Below are 17904 nucleotides of genomic sequence, written 5' to 3'. Positions count from 1 at the left end.
CCGTGAAGCGTGCCGCCACCCTGTCCGCCCTGGTCTGTCTGCTGGCCGTCACCGCCGCCGCGCCCGCCTCGCCGGACGCGGCCCGGCGGCCGGACCGGCACCAGGGGACCTGGGGGACCCTCCTCGACTCCGTCCCGAAGAAGGGCGTACTGAAGGTCTGCACGACCGGCGACTACGCCCCGTTCACGAAGCTCGACCCCGCCGACGGCACGTACAGCGGCGTCGACATCAAGATGGCGCAGGATCTGGCGAAGAGCCTCGAAGCCAAGCCGAAGTTCGTGGCGACGACCTGGGCGAACCTGACCGAGGACGTGGCGGCGGGGCGCTGTGACATCGGCGTCGGAGGCGTCTCGATCACGCTGCCGCGCGCCCGGCAGGTCTACTTCAGCGAGCCGACGCGCGAGGACGGCAAGACCCCCGTCGTGCGCTGCGCCGACAAGGACAAGTTCGGGGCGGGCGCCCTCGCGGACATCGACAAGCCCGGCACGACCGTGATCGTCAACCCCGGCGGAACCAACGAGCAGTTCGCGCGCGCCCACATCAAGAAGGCGACGATCAAGCTGCACCCGGAGAACACCACGATCTTCCAGGAGATCATCGACGGCCGTGCGGACGTGATGATGACGGACGCGAGCGAGACGCTCTACCAGTCGAAGATCCACGCCGAACTCTGCTCCCTCCACCCCGAGAAGCCCTTCACCTTCTCCGAGAAGGCGTATGCGACGCCGCGCGGCGACGACGAGTTCAAGGAGTACGTCGACCAGTTCGTGCACCTGGCGAAGCACGACGGGACGTACGCGAAGTACGAGGCGGAGTGGATGAAGTGAGCCAGCAGGGCTGGGGCGTTCAGTACACCTTGACGGTGCCGACGGAAGGCGCGGCCGGGGAGGCGGCGGCCGCGCTCGCCCGGCACGGGCACCGGCTGGCCGCCGTGCGCGAACACGGTCCCCTGCCCTTCGACCTCGGCGACTGGTACGGCAAGTCCGTCCGCGGCGAGGAGCTTTGGGGCTGGTGGCAGGTCTTTTCGCTCGCGGTGTACGTCACTGAGGGCGACGGCACGTTCGTGGACCGGATACCGGTCTTCAGGCCGTACCTGAGTGAACAAGCACGGTGGGTCGCGGACGTGGCACGGTCGCACGGCGGATTCAGCGAGGGGTGTGCCGAGGGCCATGAGTCGACCCTGGAGCGGGTGTTCGACCGGTCGGGGCTGCTCCACGAGAGCTCCGGGGCGGTGTTGGCCGCGCCGGAACCCGGGCTTTCCGTGGCGGAGGAGGTGGTCGGGCATCGGGCACCGGCGTGGGTCCTGCCCGAGCCCGGCGACCCGGCGCTTCTCGTCGCGGCGGTGGTCGAGGTGGCGGGGCGTCTGCACGGGAGCGGGAGCGAGGCGGAGGTCGTGGGGGAGGGCGGCCCAGAGGTGGGTGCCCCCGAGGCGGTGGCCTGGCTGCTGGACGAGGACTTCGCCTTCGGGGACCCGTACGAGTCCGGCGGCGATTTCCTCGCCGACCTGGACGACGCGGTGGCGCACCAGGGAACGTGCGTGCCCGGGACAGCGGAGGCGGTGCCCTTCCTGGTGGCGGTCGCCACGGAACCCGCGGTACCGGCGGGCGCCAGAACGGCGCTCCTCCTCGACCTGCTCCGGCACTCGACCGCGGGCGCGGCGGACGACGTGGCCCTGGCCGACCGCCACGCGGCGCTGGGCCACACCACCGCGGAGACCGAGGCGGAACGCGCCGTCCGGCATGCGGTGGGCGCTGCGGTGCCACACCTCCTGACGCGATGGGACGAAGCCCTCGACGTCGAGCGCTTCGTGCTGGCGGCGCTGGCCGCGGCACACCACAGCCCCGGAGCGGGGGCGGACGTCGTCTCCGGAGCCCACCTGGCCGACCTGCCCGCTCCCACGGGCACGGACCGCGCGGACACGGTGGCGCTGATGCGGATGTTGCTGGACGGGGGCGACCACGGGGAGGGCAGCGGTCGTGGCGGTGCCAGCCCCCGTGCGCGGCTCAGGGACGTTTGGGTCGCGGACCTTACGAGCCGCGTGTTGCGCGATGTCGGGCGCGATGTCGGCGCGCTATGAGGTCGGCTGCTACGTGAGCGAGACCTCCGGGATCCGTGGCGTCCATGCGGCGGTGAGCAACGAGGCGGTGGCCGCGCTCGTGTAGAGGGACGCGGCCAGCCACGCCTCCGCGTACGCGTCGGGGTCGGCGGGGCGCAGTCGGCCGAGCGCGTCGTGGGTGCGGTCGGCGGCCGTGTCCGTGAGGCGCCGGGCGCACAGGGCCCCGGTGGTGAGGCCCACCGTCCGTAGGCGCCGGGGGAGTTCGCCGCCGGTGTCCGCCGCGGCGATGGGGCGGCCACCGGCCACCGCGCGGTCCACGGCGCGGCGGAGGAGTCCGAGTTCCATGGGAAGCGATGGGGGTGGGGTCGGGGACGGATACGGATACGGGGTCGGGGGCTCGACGGTCGGCGGTGTGGACGGCTCTGTTTCGAGCGGCAGCTGGGTGGTGTGCAGACGCCGCAGCCCCAGGTCGGCGCGGAAGGTCCGGCCGTCGTGGCCGGTCCAGGCGGCCGCCAGGGCGAGGACGCCACCGGGCCGGTCGGGGGAGACGCGCGCGACGACGCGCAGGGACAGGCCGGGGCGTGCCGCGATGAGGCGCAGATTTTCCGCGTACGGCAACTCCGGCCGCTCGTCCGGGGCGAGCAGGCGCAGCGTCGGCCCGTCGAGGACGGCCAGACCGGTCGGGGTGACCGTCCCCCGGAGGAAGACGAGGTCGCCGCCTGCGGACGTCCGCTCCTCGACCGGGGTCGCCAACCACGCCAGGGAGTCGGCGAGCTGGGTGTGCGGCGGCCGCTGCCACAGGTCGTCGAGCGGGGCCTGCGACCATGCGGCGCCCGATGCCCGCACCGAACGCACCGTGCTCCCCGCGCCGATCCGGCCGTCCGGCGACACGGTCGGTGCGGTGAGGGAGACTCCGCCCCCGTCGCCGAGCTCGCGCAGCGACAGCGCGCACCCGCCGGGGACGGCGGACCCCGCCGCCCGCCGGACCCGGTCCGGGCCGCCGGGCGCCACGTCGGACACGGTGCGAAGGTGCCCGTCCGGGGCCAGGGCGTAGGTCACGGCACCCGCGTACCCCGAAGCGGTCACCACCGGTTCCGTGCACAGGCCGTGCAGGCGCAGGGGCCGCTCGGCCCGGTAGGCACGGCGTGCCGTCCCGACGAGGGCGGGGTCCGCGGACCCCTGCGTCCTCAACCCGTGCAGGACGTGGAGGAGTTCGGTGATCTCCTGCGCCAGGTCCGCAAGTCTGAACCCCGGGTCCTCCGTGGCAGCTTCGCCGAGCTGTCGCGCCACGCGCACCGCGGCCGCCGCGGGACGGTACAGGGCGGCGAGCCGCGCGGAGTGGGCGGCGTGGAGCAGTCGCGCACGGTGCACGGCACCGGCGCCGCCGACTCCTGCGACGAGGACGTCCGTGGCCGCGGTCCAGAGGGTGTGGGCGGCGGTGGCTTGGGGTGGGGTGAGGGGTGGGGGGCTTGGGTCGGGCGTGAGGGTTGGTGCTGGTGCTGGTGCTGGTGCTGGTGCTGGTGCTGGTGCTGTGGGTGTGGGTGTGGGTGTGGGTGTGGCCGTGCCGGGGCTGTCGGCCGACGGCTCGGTGCCCTCGCCCTCTGCGCCCTCGTTCTCTGTATCCGGCGTTTCCTCCGCCAGCGGCGCCCGCAGCAGCACCGCCGCCCTGTGCAGGCAGGCCGGTGCGAGCAGGCAGGAGCAGGTCACGTCGTCCGCGGTGGTGACGACACCGTGCGGGGCGACGAGGGTCACCGATGTCTCGTCGTCGACCCGGACGACCGCACGGGTCACGGCGCCTTCGTCGGTCGCCGTGGTGTCGACCTGCCAGGCCGCCGCCTTGGCCACCGCTCCGTCGACGCGTTTGCGCAGCCGCGCGGGCAGCGGTTCGAGCGCGGTGGCGGCCACTTCGGCGGTCACCGGGGGCAGCACGTGCTCCGCGGGTTGCGCAGGGGACTGTCCGGTCATCTCGTCCCTCCTCCCATGCGTTCGCCGACCCAGCGGGCCAGCTCCAGCGGGCTCAGCGCCGCGACCGGCATGCCCGCCGTCACCAACTGCCCCGCCACTCCCGTCGAGTAGCGGGGACGCCCGGCGTCGTCGAGCGAGGCGCAGCCCAGTACGTGGCAGCCCGCGTCGACCAAGGCCCGTACCTCCGACAGGAGCGGGCCGACGGGACCTCCCTCCTCGAAGTCGCTGATCAGTACCACCAGGGTGCGGGACGGCACGGTCACGAGGGTGCGGGCGTGACGCAGCCCGCGCGCGATGCTGGTGCCGCCGCCGACCCGCACCTCGAGGAGCAGTCCGAGCGGATCGTCCACCTGGTCGGTGAGGTCGAGAACCTCCGTGGAGAAGGCGACGAAGTGCGTGCTGAGCGCGGGCACCCCGGCGAGCACGGACGCGGTGAGTGCCGACCAGATCGTCGACGCCTCCATCGACCCGGACACGTCCACGACCAGTACGAGCCGCCAGTCCGCCGACTTCCGCGCCCGGGTGCGGAACACCGGCCGCTCGGGCAGCACCGTCACCGTGCCGGTGACCGGATCGCGGCGCGCGGTCGCCAGGTTGGCCCGCACCGTGCGCGCGAGGTCCAGCGGTCCGCCGGGCCGCGAGGTGAGCCTGGGGTGTGCGAAACCGGTGACCGCCGGGCGCAGCCGCGTGGCCAGGGCCTTGGTCAGCTCCTGCACCAGGCGGGCCACCAGGGGGCGCAGCCGGGCGAGTTGGCTCTCCGGCATGCCGCCCGCGTAGGACAGGACGGTGCGCAGCAACTCCACCGAAGGGCGTGCCGTCGCGGGGTCGAGTTCCATGGCGGCGTCGATGCGCCCTGCGTCGGCCGCCGCGGCCAGCACTTCCTCCCGTACCCCCGGCCCGAACAGCGCGGCCAGCTCCTCCGACCAGCTGCGGACATCGGGGTACGAAGCTTCGGTGCCGCCTCCTGACCCGCTGCCGGGGCCTTCCTCACCGCGGGAGCCTTCCCCGCGCCCGCTCCCGTACAGCTCGTCCAGCGCGGTGGCGACGCGCCCCGCTCGCCCGCCGAGCCCCCGCGCCCTGCCGAGCAGGAGCCGCCAGCGCTCGTGGGCGCCGAGGGTCGGGGCAGAGCTCGGCCTGACAGAACCCACCCCCGGGCCCGCCCGCTCCACCCCGGGGCCCGCTTCCACCACCCCTGCACCCGCACCCGCCCCCGGCAGCCCCGCCGCCGCCAACGCCTCCCGCCCCGCCACATCCGCCTCCGCGAGCCGGGCGAGGGCCGCGGGGTCGGTGACCGTCGTCGGCAGCGTGTCCGCCGCGAGACCCGTACGGTCCTCCACCGCCGCGAGCATGCGCGTGCGCGCCGCGGGAGACAGGGCGTCGAAGCCCGAACGGAGCGCGGGCAGCCGGTCGAGGAAGGCGCGGTCCGTGAGGGACTCGACGCGTTCGAGCAGCGGGTCCATCGCCCGGCCCGTCTCCAGGAGAGGCCCCGCCGCCACCAGCGTGCCCTGGAAGAACGCGCTGAGATCCACGCGCAGCTCAGGCGTCACCGCGCCGTCCACGCGGGACGCGAGCCGGACGCCGAGGTCATCGGCGTCCCGCTGCCCGAGCAGCACCCGGGCCGTGCCCGCCGCGCCCCGGATCAGCGGCGTGCCCTCCGTGTCGAGGCGGGCCAGCGCGTCAGCGAGCCGCAACCCCCCGCCCCCTTCGGCCGCGCGGACGGCGAGGTCCACGAGCGCGCGGGCGTCCGCCACATCGGTGGAACCGGTGAGTCCGTCGAGGGCCCGCACCCCCGCCGCGCCGAGCTGCTCACGCACCGCGCCGACCTCGGCGGCACGCCATGGCCCGGGCAGCCCCGGCAGCTGGCCCGCCTCGATGCGGTTCAACAGGTCGAGCCCGGCGAGCAGTTCCGGCAGAGTGCCGGAAGCGGGCAGCAACTCGGCGGCCTCTGTCAGCCGTTGCGCCGCGAGCTCGGGCAGCGCGCAGGACGCGGCGTCCGCCAGGCCGGTGAGTACGTGCGTCGCGGTCGGCCCGCCGTGTCGCACGTCGGCCGCGTGCCGCTGTCGCAGCATGCCCGCCGAGGCCTGTTCGAGCGTCACGCCGTGGACGCCCGCGACGTCCAGCATCGCCGCCACCGACGGCGTCCACTCCACCGCCCAGCGCGTGGTGAGCGCGGCCGCCTCACCGATCCGTGCGACGTCGCCCTCCTCCCCGTACGGGATCCGGCAGACCGCCAGGCGGCGCAGGAGCACCTCGCGCCGCAGGTCCAGCTCCGAACGGTGCGGATCCAGGCGCAGCTCGCGCCGCGCGGGCGCCTCAGGTGTCGGCAGCGAGAGCTCGCCGAGCTCCGCCTCCACGGCGGGCCCGAGCCCGGACCGGGGTGTGCCCGGGGCGAGCCGTCCGCGCCGGTCGCCGACGAGCACCTGCTCCATGGCCGCGGCGACGACCCGGCCACGGCCGAGGAGCTGCCCCTGGGTGAGCACGGTCTGCACGGACTCGACGAGCTCCCCGCGGCCCGCCGCGGGCAGGCCGCGCAGCGCTGCCAAGTCGCGCGCGACCCGCACCACTTCACGTGCGTCCGCGGGGCCGCTGGGATGCCCCGTGGCCCGCACCGCCGCGCAGATGCGCACGGCGGTGACGGTCAGCAGCTCGTCGAGCCGGTCGGCCTCGCCGCCCGCCCGGAACACACCGCGCTGCCACTCCGGATCACGGATCCCGGCCGGATACCCGGAACGCTCGTCCAACAGCGGATCGGAGTAGGGCACGAGGGAGGTGGTCACCTGTACTGCAGAGGGACCGCCCGAAGATCCCCCGCCCCCCACGGATCCGTCCAGCCCGTCGGCCGGCTCACCGGCCCCACCGCACAGCGCCGCCGCATGGAACGCACCCACCACCGCCACTGCCCGTCGGCCCGCCCCCGCATGCTCCGTGAGGCGGCGCCTCATGTGCGCCTCACGGGCCAGGTCGTACGCCGACACTTCCCCCTCATCCGTACGCAGGGCCCAGCCGACCAGCAGCGCGGCCCTCCGCAGCGCCTCCGCCGTGCCGCCCGGAGCGGCCGTCTCGACGAGGCGGTCCCACAGGTCGTCCGCCGGGCGCAGCCCGGCCCGCGCCCGCAGTGCGGAGACCAGGCGGCCCCGCCCGTCGCCCTCGCGCACCGTCTCCTCCCGGCCCACCGACTCCCGCCCCGCCAACTCCCGCCCCACCAGGGGCAGATCGAACGCCACCACCGGCACGTCCGCCTCCCGCGCCCAGCGGATCGCCGCCAGCTCCGGAGAGAACTCCGCGAACGGCAGGAAGACGAGCCCGTCCGCCCCGGCACTGCCCGCCAGCGCGACGGGCGGCACGGTCGCCGGGTCCCCGAGGTGGCCGAGCCACGGCGTGAACTCCTCCGGCAACTCCACGAGCAGCACCTCGGGCGCGGCGGCCCTCAGCAGTTCGGGGAGCGCGGCGGCGAGCGCCGGGGAATGGTGCCGCACCCCGATCAGATACGGGTCACGGCACCCGGCCAGCTCAGCAAGCACCGCCTCCGGCGACGGCCCCCAGTCCCCGCCCCCGTACCCACCCTCACCCGAGGTCATCACGCAGCTCCCACAACGTCCGCCACAGCCCGGCCCCGCTCTCCGCACGCCGCCGCACCGGACCGTCCCAGTACCCGAGCAGCCGCGCGTGGTCCGCCGGGTCGTCCTTGCGCACGGTGCCGAGCAGATGGCCCGGCAGCGTACGCACGACGTCCCGGCCGTCCCCGAGATACGCGGCGCCGATCCCCATCGACGTGGCGACCTGCACCGCCTCCGCCGTCGACATGACCGTCGAGGGCCGCTCGACCTCCCAGCCCTCGGCGCTGCGCCCGGAGCGCAGGTCGCGGAAGGCGGTGACCAGCGCCTCCAGGACGGTGTCGTCCACGGCGAAGCCCGCGCCGGAGCGGGCCAGCGCCGCCGTCGCCCGGCTCCGCACCAGCTCGGTCTCGGCCGCCAGGTCACCGATCGGGCCGACCGTCTCGAAGTTGAACCGCCGCTTGAGGGCCGCGGACATCTCGGAGACGCCACGGTCCCGCAGGTTGGCCGTGGCGATGAGGGTGAAGCCGGGCACCGCGTGCACCGTGCCGTCGTCCCCGTCCGGTCCCGCAAGGCCTGCCAGTTCCGGTACGGAGATGCGGCGTTCGGAGAGGAGGGACACCAGGGAGTCCTGCACCTCGGGCAGACAGCGGGTGACCTCCTCGACCCTGGCGACCGCGCCGCGCGCCATCGCGGTGAGCACCGGCGAGGGCACGAGGGCCGCCCGGCTCGGGCCCTTGGCGAGCAGCATCGCGTAGTTCCAGCCGTACCGCAGCTGGTCCTCCGTGGTGCCCGCGGTGCCCTGCACGGTCAGCGCGCTGGTGCCGCACACCGCGGCGGCGAGCAGCTCGGACAGCATCGACTTGGCGGTGCCCGGCTCGCCGACGAGCAGCAGTCCCCGCTCGCCCGCGAGCGTGACCACGCACCGCTCCACCAACTGTCTGTCGCCCACGAACTTCCGGGTCACGACGAGCCGCCGCCCCGCTCCGTCGCGCAGCTCCTCGCCGTCCGAACCGCAGACGAAGACCACCACCGCGCGCGGCGTCAGCAGCCACCCGGGCGGCCGCGGGCCTTCGTCGTACGCGGCGAGGAAGGCCAGCTCCTGTGCGAAGCGGTCCTCGGGCAGCTCCATCTGCCGTCCACCCGTGGACGGTTGCTCCGTCGACTGCTGTTCCGTCGGCTGCTGCTTCATCGCCTGCCTCCCCTGCGGCCGCCCCGCTCCTTGAACTCCTCGTAGCCCGGCACGTCGCCGTCGACGACCCGCTGCCACGCCCGCGCGTACAGCTCGGGCACCGGGCATCCCGGCACCTCGAAGCGGAAGCCCGGTTCCGGGAACAGCGGGGTCTTCCAGCTCTCCACGGGCAGCAGGGGCGCGCTGCGGTCGAGCCAGCCGCCGGGCAGGAAGAGGGAGCGGCCCGCGCGGGACCGCTTGGCCTCCACCACCAGCTCCGTGGCGGCGAGTTCGGCCCTGGCCTGCTTCAGGCGGGCCGGTTTCCAGCCCGTCCAGGCCGCCTGGCGGCGGTCCGTCGGATCGGGCAGCGCGAGCAGCATCAGATAGATCACGGCCGCGTCCTCGGAGAGCCCGAACCGTGCCACCGCCTCGGTCACCAGGGCGGGCGCGCCGGTCAGCGGATGCTGCGCGGCCCCCGCGGGACCGTCGGCCGAGAGCAGCTCGGTGAACTCGTCGCTGAGCAGCATCCGCAGGGCCCGCAGCGCGTCGCTGTTCCCGGCGAGGCCGGTGAGGAGCGTCAGCGCCGGGTGGTCCGGGCCGCTCTCGTGGCTCGCGCCGGGCAGCAGCGCGGCGGGGCGCACCCACACCGCGTCCCAGTCGTTGCGGTGCCGCATCGGGGCGAGGACCAGGGCGGGGCCCGCGTCCACCAGGCCGCGGTCGTTCTCCCCGCCGCGCGGCGGCAGACCGAACGCCTCCCGCACGTGCCCGCCCGTGACCTTGCCGTCCGTGCCCCAGCTGACCCGCAGGTCGAGCAGCAGGCCGGGGTCGGCGAGCCGCTCGCGCAGCAACCGCAGCGTCTCGGGCAGCACCGGGCGCAGCGGATCGCCGTACGGCAGGCGGTACGCAAGCCAGCGCAGCATGCCCACGTACGGGACGAGATCGCTGCCTTCGAGGAGTGCCTCGGGGTCCTCCGGGTGCAGTCCGTCGCCGAGCTTCTGCTCGGTCCGCCCGGTGAGTTCGCGCCGTGTCCCGGGGTTCAGGACGTGGTCGAGGATGGGGCCAGGGCCGATGTCGGCGACCACCTGGGCGACCAGCTCGGGCGGGGCGACGCGGTGCCTGCCGCGGGTTGCCAGCCACTGGTCGGCGGCGGCGTCCAGCGCGAAGCCGGTCGTCCACAGCGCCTCGACGCGGTCCGGGTCGACGGGCACCAGCGCGGCGGTGAATTCCTGCCGCTGGGGGAGGGGCAGGTCCTGCAGCGCGCCCCGTGCCGCCTTGGCCTCCGCGCTCTTGGCGCCCAGCGGCTTCAGGAAGTCGGCGGGGAGCAGCCCGTCCCTGCCGAATCCCTGCAGCCCGGGAAGCCCGAGCAGCAGCAGCGCCCCGGTGACCGGTCCGACGCCGATCCGCTCGGCGAGCTCCGCCGCCTGCTCCGGGCGGTAGGGCAGCGGTCCCCGCTCCCTGACGAGCGCGAGAAGTCGCCGCAGCGAGGGCGCCCGGCGCGGGTCGTTCGGGGCGCCGTGCACCTGTGAGGAGGTGAGGGCGAACCCGTCCCATGCGCCGAAGGCGCCGGACGGGTCGTACTCGACGGCGCTCCAGAACGCGTCGTCCCCCTCCACCCGACGGCACCCCACGATCAGCATGCGCCGCGCCCCGGCGGTGAGGACTTCGCCGACGCGCTCGGGCCGGGCCTCGTACGACGTCTTGAGCTCCACCGACCGCAGCCGCCCGCGCGGGTCGACGAGCACGGCGTCGTCGTCGGCCCGCACCGCGAGGACGACGTCGAGGAATTCGAGCAGCGCCGCGCGGTGTGCGTCCTCCGTCGTCGGCGCCGTGGCCCGCAGGGCGAGCGCCGCCATGCCGGGCCCGATGAGCGTCGGCCAGGCGACACCGGTGCTGTTCGGGCCCGGCTGGTCGACCGGGGTACCGGGGCCAAGCACCCGGCGCAGCGCGGTGAGTTGCCCGATCGCCGTCGTGTCCTGTTCGTCCCGGCCGTAGTGGTGGTAGAAGCCGTAGAAGTGCTGCGTTCCCGACAGGCTCTTGAAGGCTTCGCGCAACACGCTGTCGTACGCGTGCCGGACCGCGGGCGTGGCGTCCTGCCCCGTGTCCGCCTTCCGGAGCGCCCGCTCGGCGAGCTTGGAGATCCGCTCGGCGCAGCGCGCGGTCTCCGCGAGGAGCCCGGACACCCCCTGGGCGAGCGCCGCGTCGGTGACGTCGGGCAGCAGCCGTGCCACGGCCGCGTCGGCGCTCTCGCCGCCCCGGACGGCCGTCAGCAGGGCCGCCGCGTCCGCGTCGGTCACCGCACGGAGCGCCGCGGAGCCGCGCTCGTCGCGCGGGCGCAGCGCGTGCCAGTACCAGAGGGGCGGCATGAGACGGGTGCCCGCGGTGTGGGCGCTGCCCCGGTCGCCGATCTGCACGCGGGCGACGGGCACGCCGTCCGCGTCCCGCAGTTCGATCACCGACTGGTTCCAGCCGAGCTGCACGGGGTGGAGCACCGCTCCGGCGGGCAGCCGCAGGGGAGCGGTGGGCCAGCCCTCGTCCGTCGCCTGGCCTTGGGTGCCATCGACGGAACAGGCCCTGCGGGTCCCGGACTTCTCGTCGTACGTCACCCACCAGCCGAGCAGCCCGTCCTTGCTCCCGAACGGCGAGCTCTCCAAGCCCGCCCGGACGGGCAGCAGCCTGCACTGCTCCTCCTCCAGGCGTACACCCGGGGCCGCCCCGGCGAGCGCCGAGTCGAAGAACGCGGGCACGGAGGCCCGGCCCCGACGGGCGGTCGCGGGGTCGTACTCGCACCAGCGCTTTTCGTGCAGCACCCAGGAGGCCATGCCGTCCGAGGCGACCTCGCGGCGCTGTTCGGCGAAGGCGGTGTCCCCGGGGCGCACGGGTCGCGCGCCGTACCACCGGCTGCCGTCGGGGAGCGGCACCGAGACCGTGCCCGCGTCGTGCCAGCCGTCCTGGAGGCCGGTCGGCTTGAACACGTCCGCGGGGCTGCCGGACCACACGGCCCGCCGTTCGTTGCCGTACCCCGACGCGATCAGCCACTGCCCGTCGACGAATCGCACCGTCGGCTCGCCGTACCCCTGGGTCTTCGACGGCAGGCTCAGCGTGCGCTGGTCCAGGACGCCTTCGGGACCGGCGAGCGCGACCTGCGTGCCGATCCGCACGATGAGGGCGGGCCAGGCGTCGGCGCACTTGTAGCCGTTGTTGTCGACGTGGGGCCACTGGGGCTGCGCCGCCGCCGGCTTCTTGATGTCGCCGAGCGTGCCGAGCGCCTCTTCGAGGGCGGGCCAGCCCAGTTCGTCGAAGATGCCCGAGCGCAGCGACCGCGCGAGGACCGGCGCCGGGTCGAAGGAGGCGATCCGCTCGACCGCTTCGGGCGCGGTGGCCAGGACGGAGGGCTTCGCGAACCGTGCGACATTGCGCAACAGCGTGTCCAGGCCCGGGAGTCCCATGGGCCGGGCGAGGTCCGCGGCACGGTGTTCGAGCCAGTCCGCGAGGACCGTGCGCAGCGCCGGATGCTCCGCGACCCGCTCCAGCCGTGCCGAGGGCTCGGCGGCCGGTCCGTCGGCGGTCGAGAGGCTCTCCACGCCCTCCCGCAGCAGCGGCGCGAAACGGGCGTCGGAGGTGAGCGCCACCAGATCCCTGCGGCCCTCACTGTCGTCCTGCAGCCAGTGCCGCAGCTCCAGGCCGTTCTCCTCGTTCGGCGGGTCGGCGACCGGCACTCCGGCCGCGAGCGCGGCGTCGAGGAGATCCAGGTCCGTCTCGCACCGCCAGCCGCGGTCCACGACGAGCCGCACCGGCGTGCCGTCCGCGATCAGGCGGGGCGCCAGCCGCTCCACCAGAGCCAGTTCGGCGGCGAGCCGATTCGACTCGCGCCAGCCGCGCTGCCGGTGCCGCGCCCACGCGCCCAGCCACTCCGCGGCGCTCGCTGCCCCCTCCATGAGCAGGTCGATGGCCCCGCACCGGTCCAGGAGCGCCAGCCATGCCTCGTCGAAGGCGTCCTTGGCATCACCCCCGGCCGTCGGCAGGAGCGTCAACAGTCGCTGCCGCACCGCCGGATCGGCCTGGGCCAGCTCGGCGAGCGCGGGCAGCGCGGACTTCCAGAAGCTGCCTGCCGCGCGCGTCATGGCCCCCGAATGAATGATCTCCGCGAGCAGCGAGCACTCCTCGGCGCGGGCGGCGAGCCCCGCGCCCTTCGCCAGCCGCCGCAGGTCCTCCAGCATGCCCGCGTACGGGGCGATGCCCGACGCGCAGCGCTGCAAGGAGAGCGTCCTGAACTGCGCGTACGCTTCCTGCGCTGTCAGCCGCGCCGCGAGGCCCTTGGCATGCTCGCGCAGCACCTTGCCGCTGAGCGCCCCCGCGCCCGCGAACTCCAGGAACACCTCCCGCAGCCGCTCCTCGTCGATCTCCAGCGCGTGCCGCTGCTCGGCCGCCCGCGCCTTGCCGAAGAACACCGAGGCGTGCTGGTGCGACTCGGCCGCGAGGAAGAGCCGCGCGACCTGTTCGTAGTACGTCGGCAGGAAGTGCGGCACGGAACGGTCGAGGCGGTCCCCGATCTCGTCGAAGCCCTCCTTGGCCAGACCGGGCTTACTGGTGACCAGACGGGCCAGCCGCTCCATCTCCTTGACCACGGCGAGGGCGTGCCGCCCATTGGCCGGGTCGTTGACCAGCGCCCAGGCGGGGAACCCGAGCGACTGGCGCTGCACCCGCCCGACCGTGGCGGCCGTGGCCGCGCCGAACCCCAGGTACTCCAGGGCGAGATCCTCGGCGGGACCGATCGCCTCGGGCACCAGCCGCACCACCGTGCGCCCCTCGAGCACCGGGTGCGCGTACGCCCGGGCGGTCAGCGTGTCCCCGGCCCCGCCACCGGCCCCCGGCAGCACTGCCCCCGCCTCCAGCAGCCGCTGATCCCTGCTCACAGCTGTGCTCACAGCCTTGCTCGCGACCCCGCTCACCGTTCCCCCGCCCCGTCCTCGTCGGACTCGTCGAACTCGTTGCTCACCACGCGCGCCGCGTGCACGAGGGCAGCCATCCGGACCCCCTCCGACCAGGCCACCGGCCCCACCTCGCCGAGCGGCACCCGCCGCCCGCCGACGGCCCGCCACTCAAGGCCGCCCGTGCGGGTCTCGTTCTCGGGATAGTCGTCACCGAGCCAGTACGCCGCTTCGAGGGCGCGGCCTTCCTCCGTCAGTGCGCACACCGCGTATCCCCCGCGCACGCGGTAGCCGTACGCCGCCGCTCTCGCCGTCGCGTGCCGCAGCTCCTCGAACTTGGCGTCGGCGAAGGCCCCCCATTCCAGCGCCGCCCCTTCGACCGTCTCCGGGCGCGGCCAGACCTCGCGGAACAGCTGGTCCAGGCCCTGCTCGACCCCCAGTTCGGCGGCGAACTCCCGCAGGTCCGCCAGGTCGTCGAGGAGCACCGGATGCGGTATCAGCACCTGCTCGGCGTCGAGCCGCACCGAGTCGCCGTCCAGGTCCACGATGCCGAGGCCCCGCTCGGGATCGGCGTCCCGCAGGAACCCGGCGCGCGCCACATCGGCGCCCCCGTCGGCGCCCACCGGCGCCACCACCAGGTCGCGCAGCGCCCCCTGCCAGGCCGCGTCGGTCCACACCTCGGTGAGGAGCCGGGCGGGCACGGGCAGGGAGCGCACCAGCCAGGTGTCCACCTGCTCCCGGCACTCCCGCTCGTGCCGCTCCAGCCATTCGGCGAGCTGCCGCAGCCGCACCACTTCGGCGTCGTCGCGCAGCTTCGCGGGGACCTGTTTCAGCGTGCGCCCCGCGGCGTTCCTGCACAGCACCCGAGTGCCGTCCAGGGTGACCGCATACCCGCCCGCCGCCTCGACCCAGCCCATGACAGGACCCCTCCCAGACCTCCTGCTTTCCATGTCGATCACAGTAGGTGAGGGGTCTGACAATCCCGCCGCCGGAGGTGAGGAGAGGGGGGGGCACGGCCGTTTGATTGCGGCGGCACGGGGGACCCGGTCGGCATGACCGTCCACAAGAACACCGTGCTCGTACTGGACTGCTCCGAGCCCGAGCGGCTCGCCGAGTTCTACGCCGGACTGCTGGGCGCCGAAGTCAGGTTGAGCAAGGACCCGGACTACGTCGATGTCACGAACGACAGCGGGGTCTGCCTGGCCGTGCACCGGGAGCGGGACTACATACCGCCGAGCTGGCCCCGCCCGGAGGACTCGCAGCAGGCGCACCTGCGGATCATGGTCGCCAGGAACGACATGGACGAGGCGGAACGCGAGGCGGTCGGTCTCGGTGCACGGCCCGTCGACACGAAGGACAACAACGGTCCCCGGGACAGCCGTACTTACTCCGATCCGGCAGGGCATTCCTTCACCCTGGCGGCGATACCCGAGTGACCCGGGGGCGCCCCGGCAGTGAGCCGGGGCGCCCTCGGGCCGGAAGCGCTGGTCAGTTGTTGTTGCCCGGGATCAGGAACAGGTGGATCGACTGGTCCTTGTCACGGAACCGTGCACTGCCGGGGCCCTTCTTCGCCCGGTCGGACACGATCACCACGTGGTCGCTGGAGACCCAGGACACGCCCTCGGGGTTGCCGTAGACCGTACGGCCCTTGCTGTCGGTGGGGAGGCGGTGCACCTTGCCCTCGTCGACCTGCCACTTCTTGGTGTCGATGCGGCCCACCCACAGGGCGGACGACGCCTGCGACAGGACGGCGATCCGGCCGTCGCGCACGGACACGCTGCTGTAGTCCTCGAACGGCAGCGACTTGGGCAGCCGGATCGTGGCCGTGTTCGTCCAGCGCTTGCCGTCGCGCCGGAAGACCTGGATGCGCCCGCCGCCCGGCGTGCGGCCCTTCTTGCCGCCCGCGCACAGGTTTCCCTCACACAGGGCGAGCAGGTGGCCCGTGCCCGAGCGGTCGACCCACTCCAGGCCCTCCATGCCCTTGTTGGCGTCCGCCAGCTCGAAGTCGAGGTGCGCGGACCCGATCGGGCGCAGCTTCGCGTCGTACTCCTGGACGCGGGCGCGGAAGCCCTTGGGCTTGACCGGCTCGGCCTCGCTCAGCGTGTAGTAGTGGTCGCGCGCCTCGTCGTGGGCGAGGTCCTCGAACCCCTCGGTCGCCGCCGAAGCGCCTTTCTTCGTGTCCTTCTTCGCGCCCTTGTTACGGGTCAGGACGCCGTTCTCCGGGGCCTTGGGCGACAGCTCGCTGCTGACCCGGATGAGGGAGGACAGGTTGTCGCAGACGATCAGGAAGGCGCCGTCGCGGTAGAGGACGCCGCTCGCCTCCAGACGGGTGCCCGCGCCGTCCCCGATCAGGTCCTGGATCTTCGCTTCCTTGACCAGCCGGAGCTCGCTCGCCGCCTTGCCCCCGGACTTCTGCTGGGCACCGGCCTTGGCCTTGGTGGACTTCTTCGTCGCGGTCATGAGGGCAGTACCTCCATCGCACCCGGGAACGTCGCCCCACTGGCGCCGTTGGGATAGGTCTTGCGCAGCTCGGCAAGCTGCTGACGTGCGTGGTCGTAGCGCATGCGCGTGTAGTGGAAGATCCCGTACGTGAACTGCGAGCCCCGGCTCAGCTCCCACTGGCGGTACGCCGCGCGGTACACCTCGTCGTTGGTGAACTGCCGCCCGGTGAAGGGCTGTCCGTGCGGGGTGGTGGACTCGGCGTACGCGGCGGACGAGACGAGCTGCCACAGTCCGTCGGCCCGCCCTGAGCCCTCCGCGCCGAGCAGCGCGGCGACCCGCTCGGGTTCGAACTCCGTGTCCAGGAGGTACTCGAGGTGGTCGAGGTAGTACTGGCAGAAGTCGTGGTGCCGCAGCAGGTTGGTGAAGAGCGGCAGGCGTGAGACCTCGTGCGGCGCGTGCGTGATCCGGCAGTAGTTGCGGCTCATCGAGGGCCAGTCGAGCAGGTCCGTGTACTGCCACTGCGTCGAGAAGAAGTCGATGCCCGAGCTGTTGTCGTAGTCCCAGGGGATGAACGTGAAGTACGGGCGGGACATGAAGCCCGAGGCGTCGCCGAGCCTGCCGGAGTTGTACAGGTAGTAGTTCGACGGCGTCGCGAAGTAGTTGTCCCAGCTGCCCAGGAGGACGTTGGCGCCCGCCCAGCGCAGGAAGGCCGGTACGTTCAGGATCTGCTCGACCGACTCGCGGAACGCGTCGGACGTGAACTTGCGCTCGTCGCCAGGAAGGTGGGCCGCGTTGATGGTGCGGACGAGGGCGGCGAGGTCGTCGTAGGTGGCGAGTTGCGGATCGTCCTCGTTGGTCTTCAGGCGGTACGTGCGGTCGTCCTCGCGGCTGCCCGCGGTGAAGTACTGCCGCCCGCTGTCGACGCCGTCGGAGCCGGAGCGGTGCTCCAGCGTCGCGCAGCCGACGTCGCCGCAGTACGCCTTGTAGAGGTTGCCCTCGGAGTTCTTGCCGAAGTGGTCCTTCAGGAACTTCTTGTCGACCTGCTCGATGACCGAGAAGAGGCCCATGTAGCGGTCGTTGATCGAGAACGTGGCGTACGTGTGCTGCGCCGCCGGGATGCCCGCGCGTTCAAGGAGACGCCAGGCGACGGCCTCGCGCATCTGCGACGGGTCGTTGTACATCGCCTTGAGGTTGACCCGTTCCATGCCGAAGAGCCGGTCCTCGCTCGCGCCGACCTCGAAGTCGATCTTCCAGGAGCGCTTGGGCGCGTGAGCCGTCAGGTTGCCGCTGTTGACCATCGAGAACGACGGGGTCGCGAGCAGTGTGTCGTCCGGGGCGCCGTGCTTCGTCAGGGACAGCCGGGCGCCCGGTGGCGCCACCAGCACGTCGTCGGCCGTCAGGACGCCGGGCGGCCAGCCGGTGACCTTGACCTGATACATGTCCTGAGCGAAGAACTCCGTTTTGTTCTCCGCCGAGTCGAGGTACTGGTCCATGATCCGGCCGATCGCGGTCGACTGCCCGTCCGCGTCGAGAAGGACGAGGCTGCCGTCTCCGGCGATGTCCGACTGCTCGGCGAGCAGCAGGTCGTACAACGTGCTGAACTCGGCTTTGGTCCGCAGCGCCGCGTCGGCCGGGCCCGCTGTCGCGTTGGCCCGCTCGGCGAGCCGCCGTGCCGTGCCCGGTGGCAGCGCGGATACCGCGATGGCCTGGTTCTTGAACGCGTCCCGGAACGTTGCCTTGCCGATGGTTCTGTCCACGTCGGCCTCCCTGGGGGCCCTGGGTGAACCT

The 17904-nt window shown here is 73.6% G+C and carries 10 protein-coding genes; 3 read left to right on the top strand and 7 right to left on the bottom strand.

The genetic code is table 11. The annotated features are described in order from the left end of the window. Nucleotides 1-2: 2 nt before the first annotated feature. Both ABZV77_RS12275 and ABZV77_RS12270 read left to right on the top strand, forming a co-directional pair. The gene (locus tag ABZV77_RS12275; protein WP_356254140.1) at nucleotides 3-827 is read left to right on the top strand and encodes a transporter substrate-binding domain-containing protein; all 825 of its coding nucleotides are present in this window, start codon (nucleotides 3-5) and stop codon (nucleotides 825-827) included. Continuing rightward, complete coding sequence (locus tag ABZV77_RS12270; RefSeq protein WP_356254137.1) at nucleotides 824-2077, top strand: hypothetical protein; 1254 nt, start codon at nucleotides 824-826, stop codon at nucleotides 2075-2077. Before ABZV77_RS12275 ends, ABZV77_RS12270 begins: the two co-directional genes overlap by 4 nt. Before the next feature lie 9 nt (nucleotides 2078-2086). Here the strand turns inward: ABZV77_RS12270 and ABZV77_RS12265 are convergent, their stop codons facing one another. The 5 genes from ABZV77_RS12265 to ABZV77_RS12245 are packed head-to-tail and all read right to left on the bottom strand — an operon-like array spanning nucleotide 2087 to nucleotide 14591. Next, nucleotides 2087-4021: a hypothetical protein gene (locus ABZV77_RS12265; RefSeq protein ID WP_356254134.1), complete on the bottom strand. Its 1935-nt coding sequence runs from the start codon at nucleotides 4019-4021 to the stop codon at nucleotides 2087-2089. Continuing rightward, nucleotides 4018-7599, bottom strand: coding sequence for a DUF5682 family protein (locus ABZV77_RS12260; RefSeq protein ID WP_356254131.1), 3582 nt, complete (start codon nucleotides 7597-7599; stop codon nucleotides 4018-4020). Before ABZV77_RS12260 ends, ABZV77_RS12265 begins: the two co-directional genes overlap by 4 nt. Then, complete coding sequence (locus ABZV77_RS12255) at nucleotides 7586-8767, bottom strand: AAA family ATPase (protein WP_356254128.1); 1182 nt, start codon at nucleotides 8765-8767, stop codon at nucleotides 7586-7588. Before ABZV77_RS12255 ends, ABZV77_RS12260 begins: the two co-directional genes overlap by 14 nt. Then, nucleotides 8764-13659, bottom strand: a complete 4896-nt coding sequence (locus tag ABZV77_RS12250) for a hypothetical protein (protein WP_356254125.1) — start codon at nucleotides 13657-13659, stop codon at nucleotides 8764-8766. The genes ABZV77_RS12255 and ABZV77_RS12250 overlap by 4 nt, the downstream gene beginning before the upstream one ends. Before the next feature lie 32 nt (nucleotides 13660-13691). Beyond that, the gene (locus ABZV77_RS12245; protein WP_356254122.1) at nucleotides 13692-14591 is read right to left on the bottom strand and encodes a DUF4132 domain-containing protein; all 900 of its coding nucleotides are present in this window, start codon (nucleotides 14589-14591) and stop codon (nucleotides 13692-13694) included. Between the two features lie 135 nt (nucleotides 14592-14726). Here ABZV77_RS12245 and ABZV77_RS12240 point away from each other — a divergent pair, with 135 nt between their 5' ends. Next, nucleotides 14727-15110, top strand: coding sequence for a VOC family protein (locus ABZV77_RS12240; protein WP_356254119.1), 384 nt, complete (start codon nucleotides 14727-14729; stop codon nucleotides 15108-15110). A 52-nt stretch (nucleotides 15111-15162) separates the two neighbouring features. Here the strand turns inward: ABZV77_RS12240 and ABZV77_RS12235 are convergent, their stop codons facing one another. Continuing rightward, nucleotides 15163-16134 (bottom strand): hypothetical protein, encoded by a 972-nt coding sequence (locus ABZV77_RS12235; protein WP_356254116.1) that lies wholly within the window; start codon nucleotides 16132-16134, stop codon nucleotides 15163-15165. Beyond that, a complete protein-coding gene (locus tag ABZV77_RS12230; protein WP_356254113.1) occupies nucleotides 16131-17873 on the bottom strand; it encodes a CotH kinase family protein in 1743 nt (580 codons plus the stop codon). The genes ABZV77_RS12235 and ABZV77_RS12230 overlap by 4 nt, the downstream gene beginning before the upstream one ends. Nucleotides 17874-17904: the final 31 nt, after the last annotated feature.

The organism is Streptomyces sp. NPDC004732, from assembly GCF_040609235.1.
GTDB lineage: Bacteria > Actinomycetota > Actinomycetes > Streptomycetales > Streptomycetaceae > Streptomyces.
The sequence above is the reverse complement of the archived record's forward strand: the minus strand, read 5'-3'. Positions and strand labels throughout refer to the sequence as shown.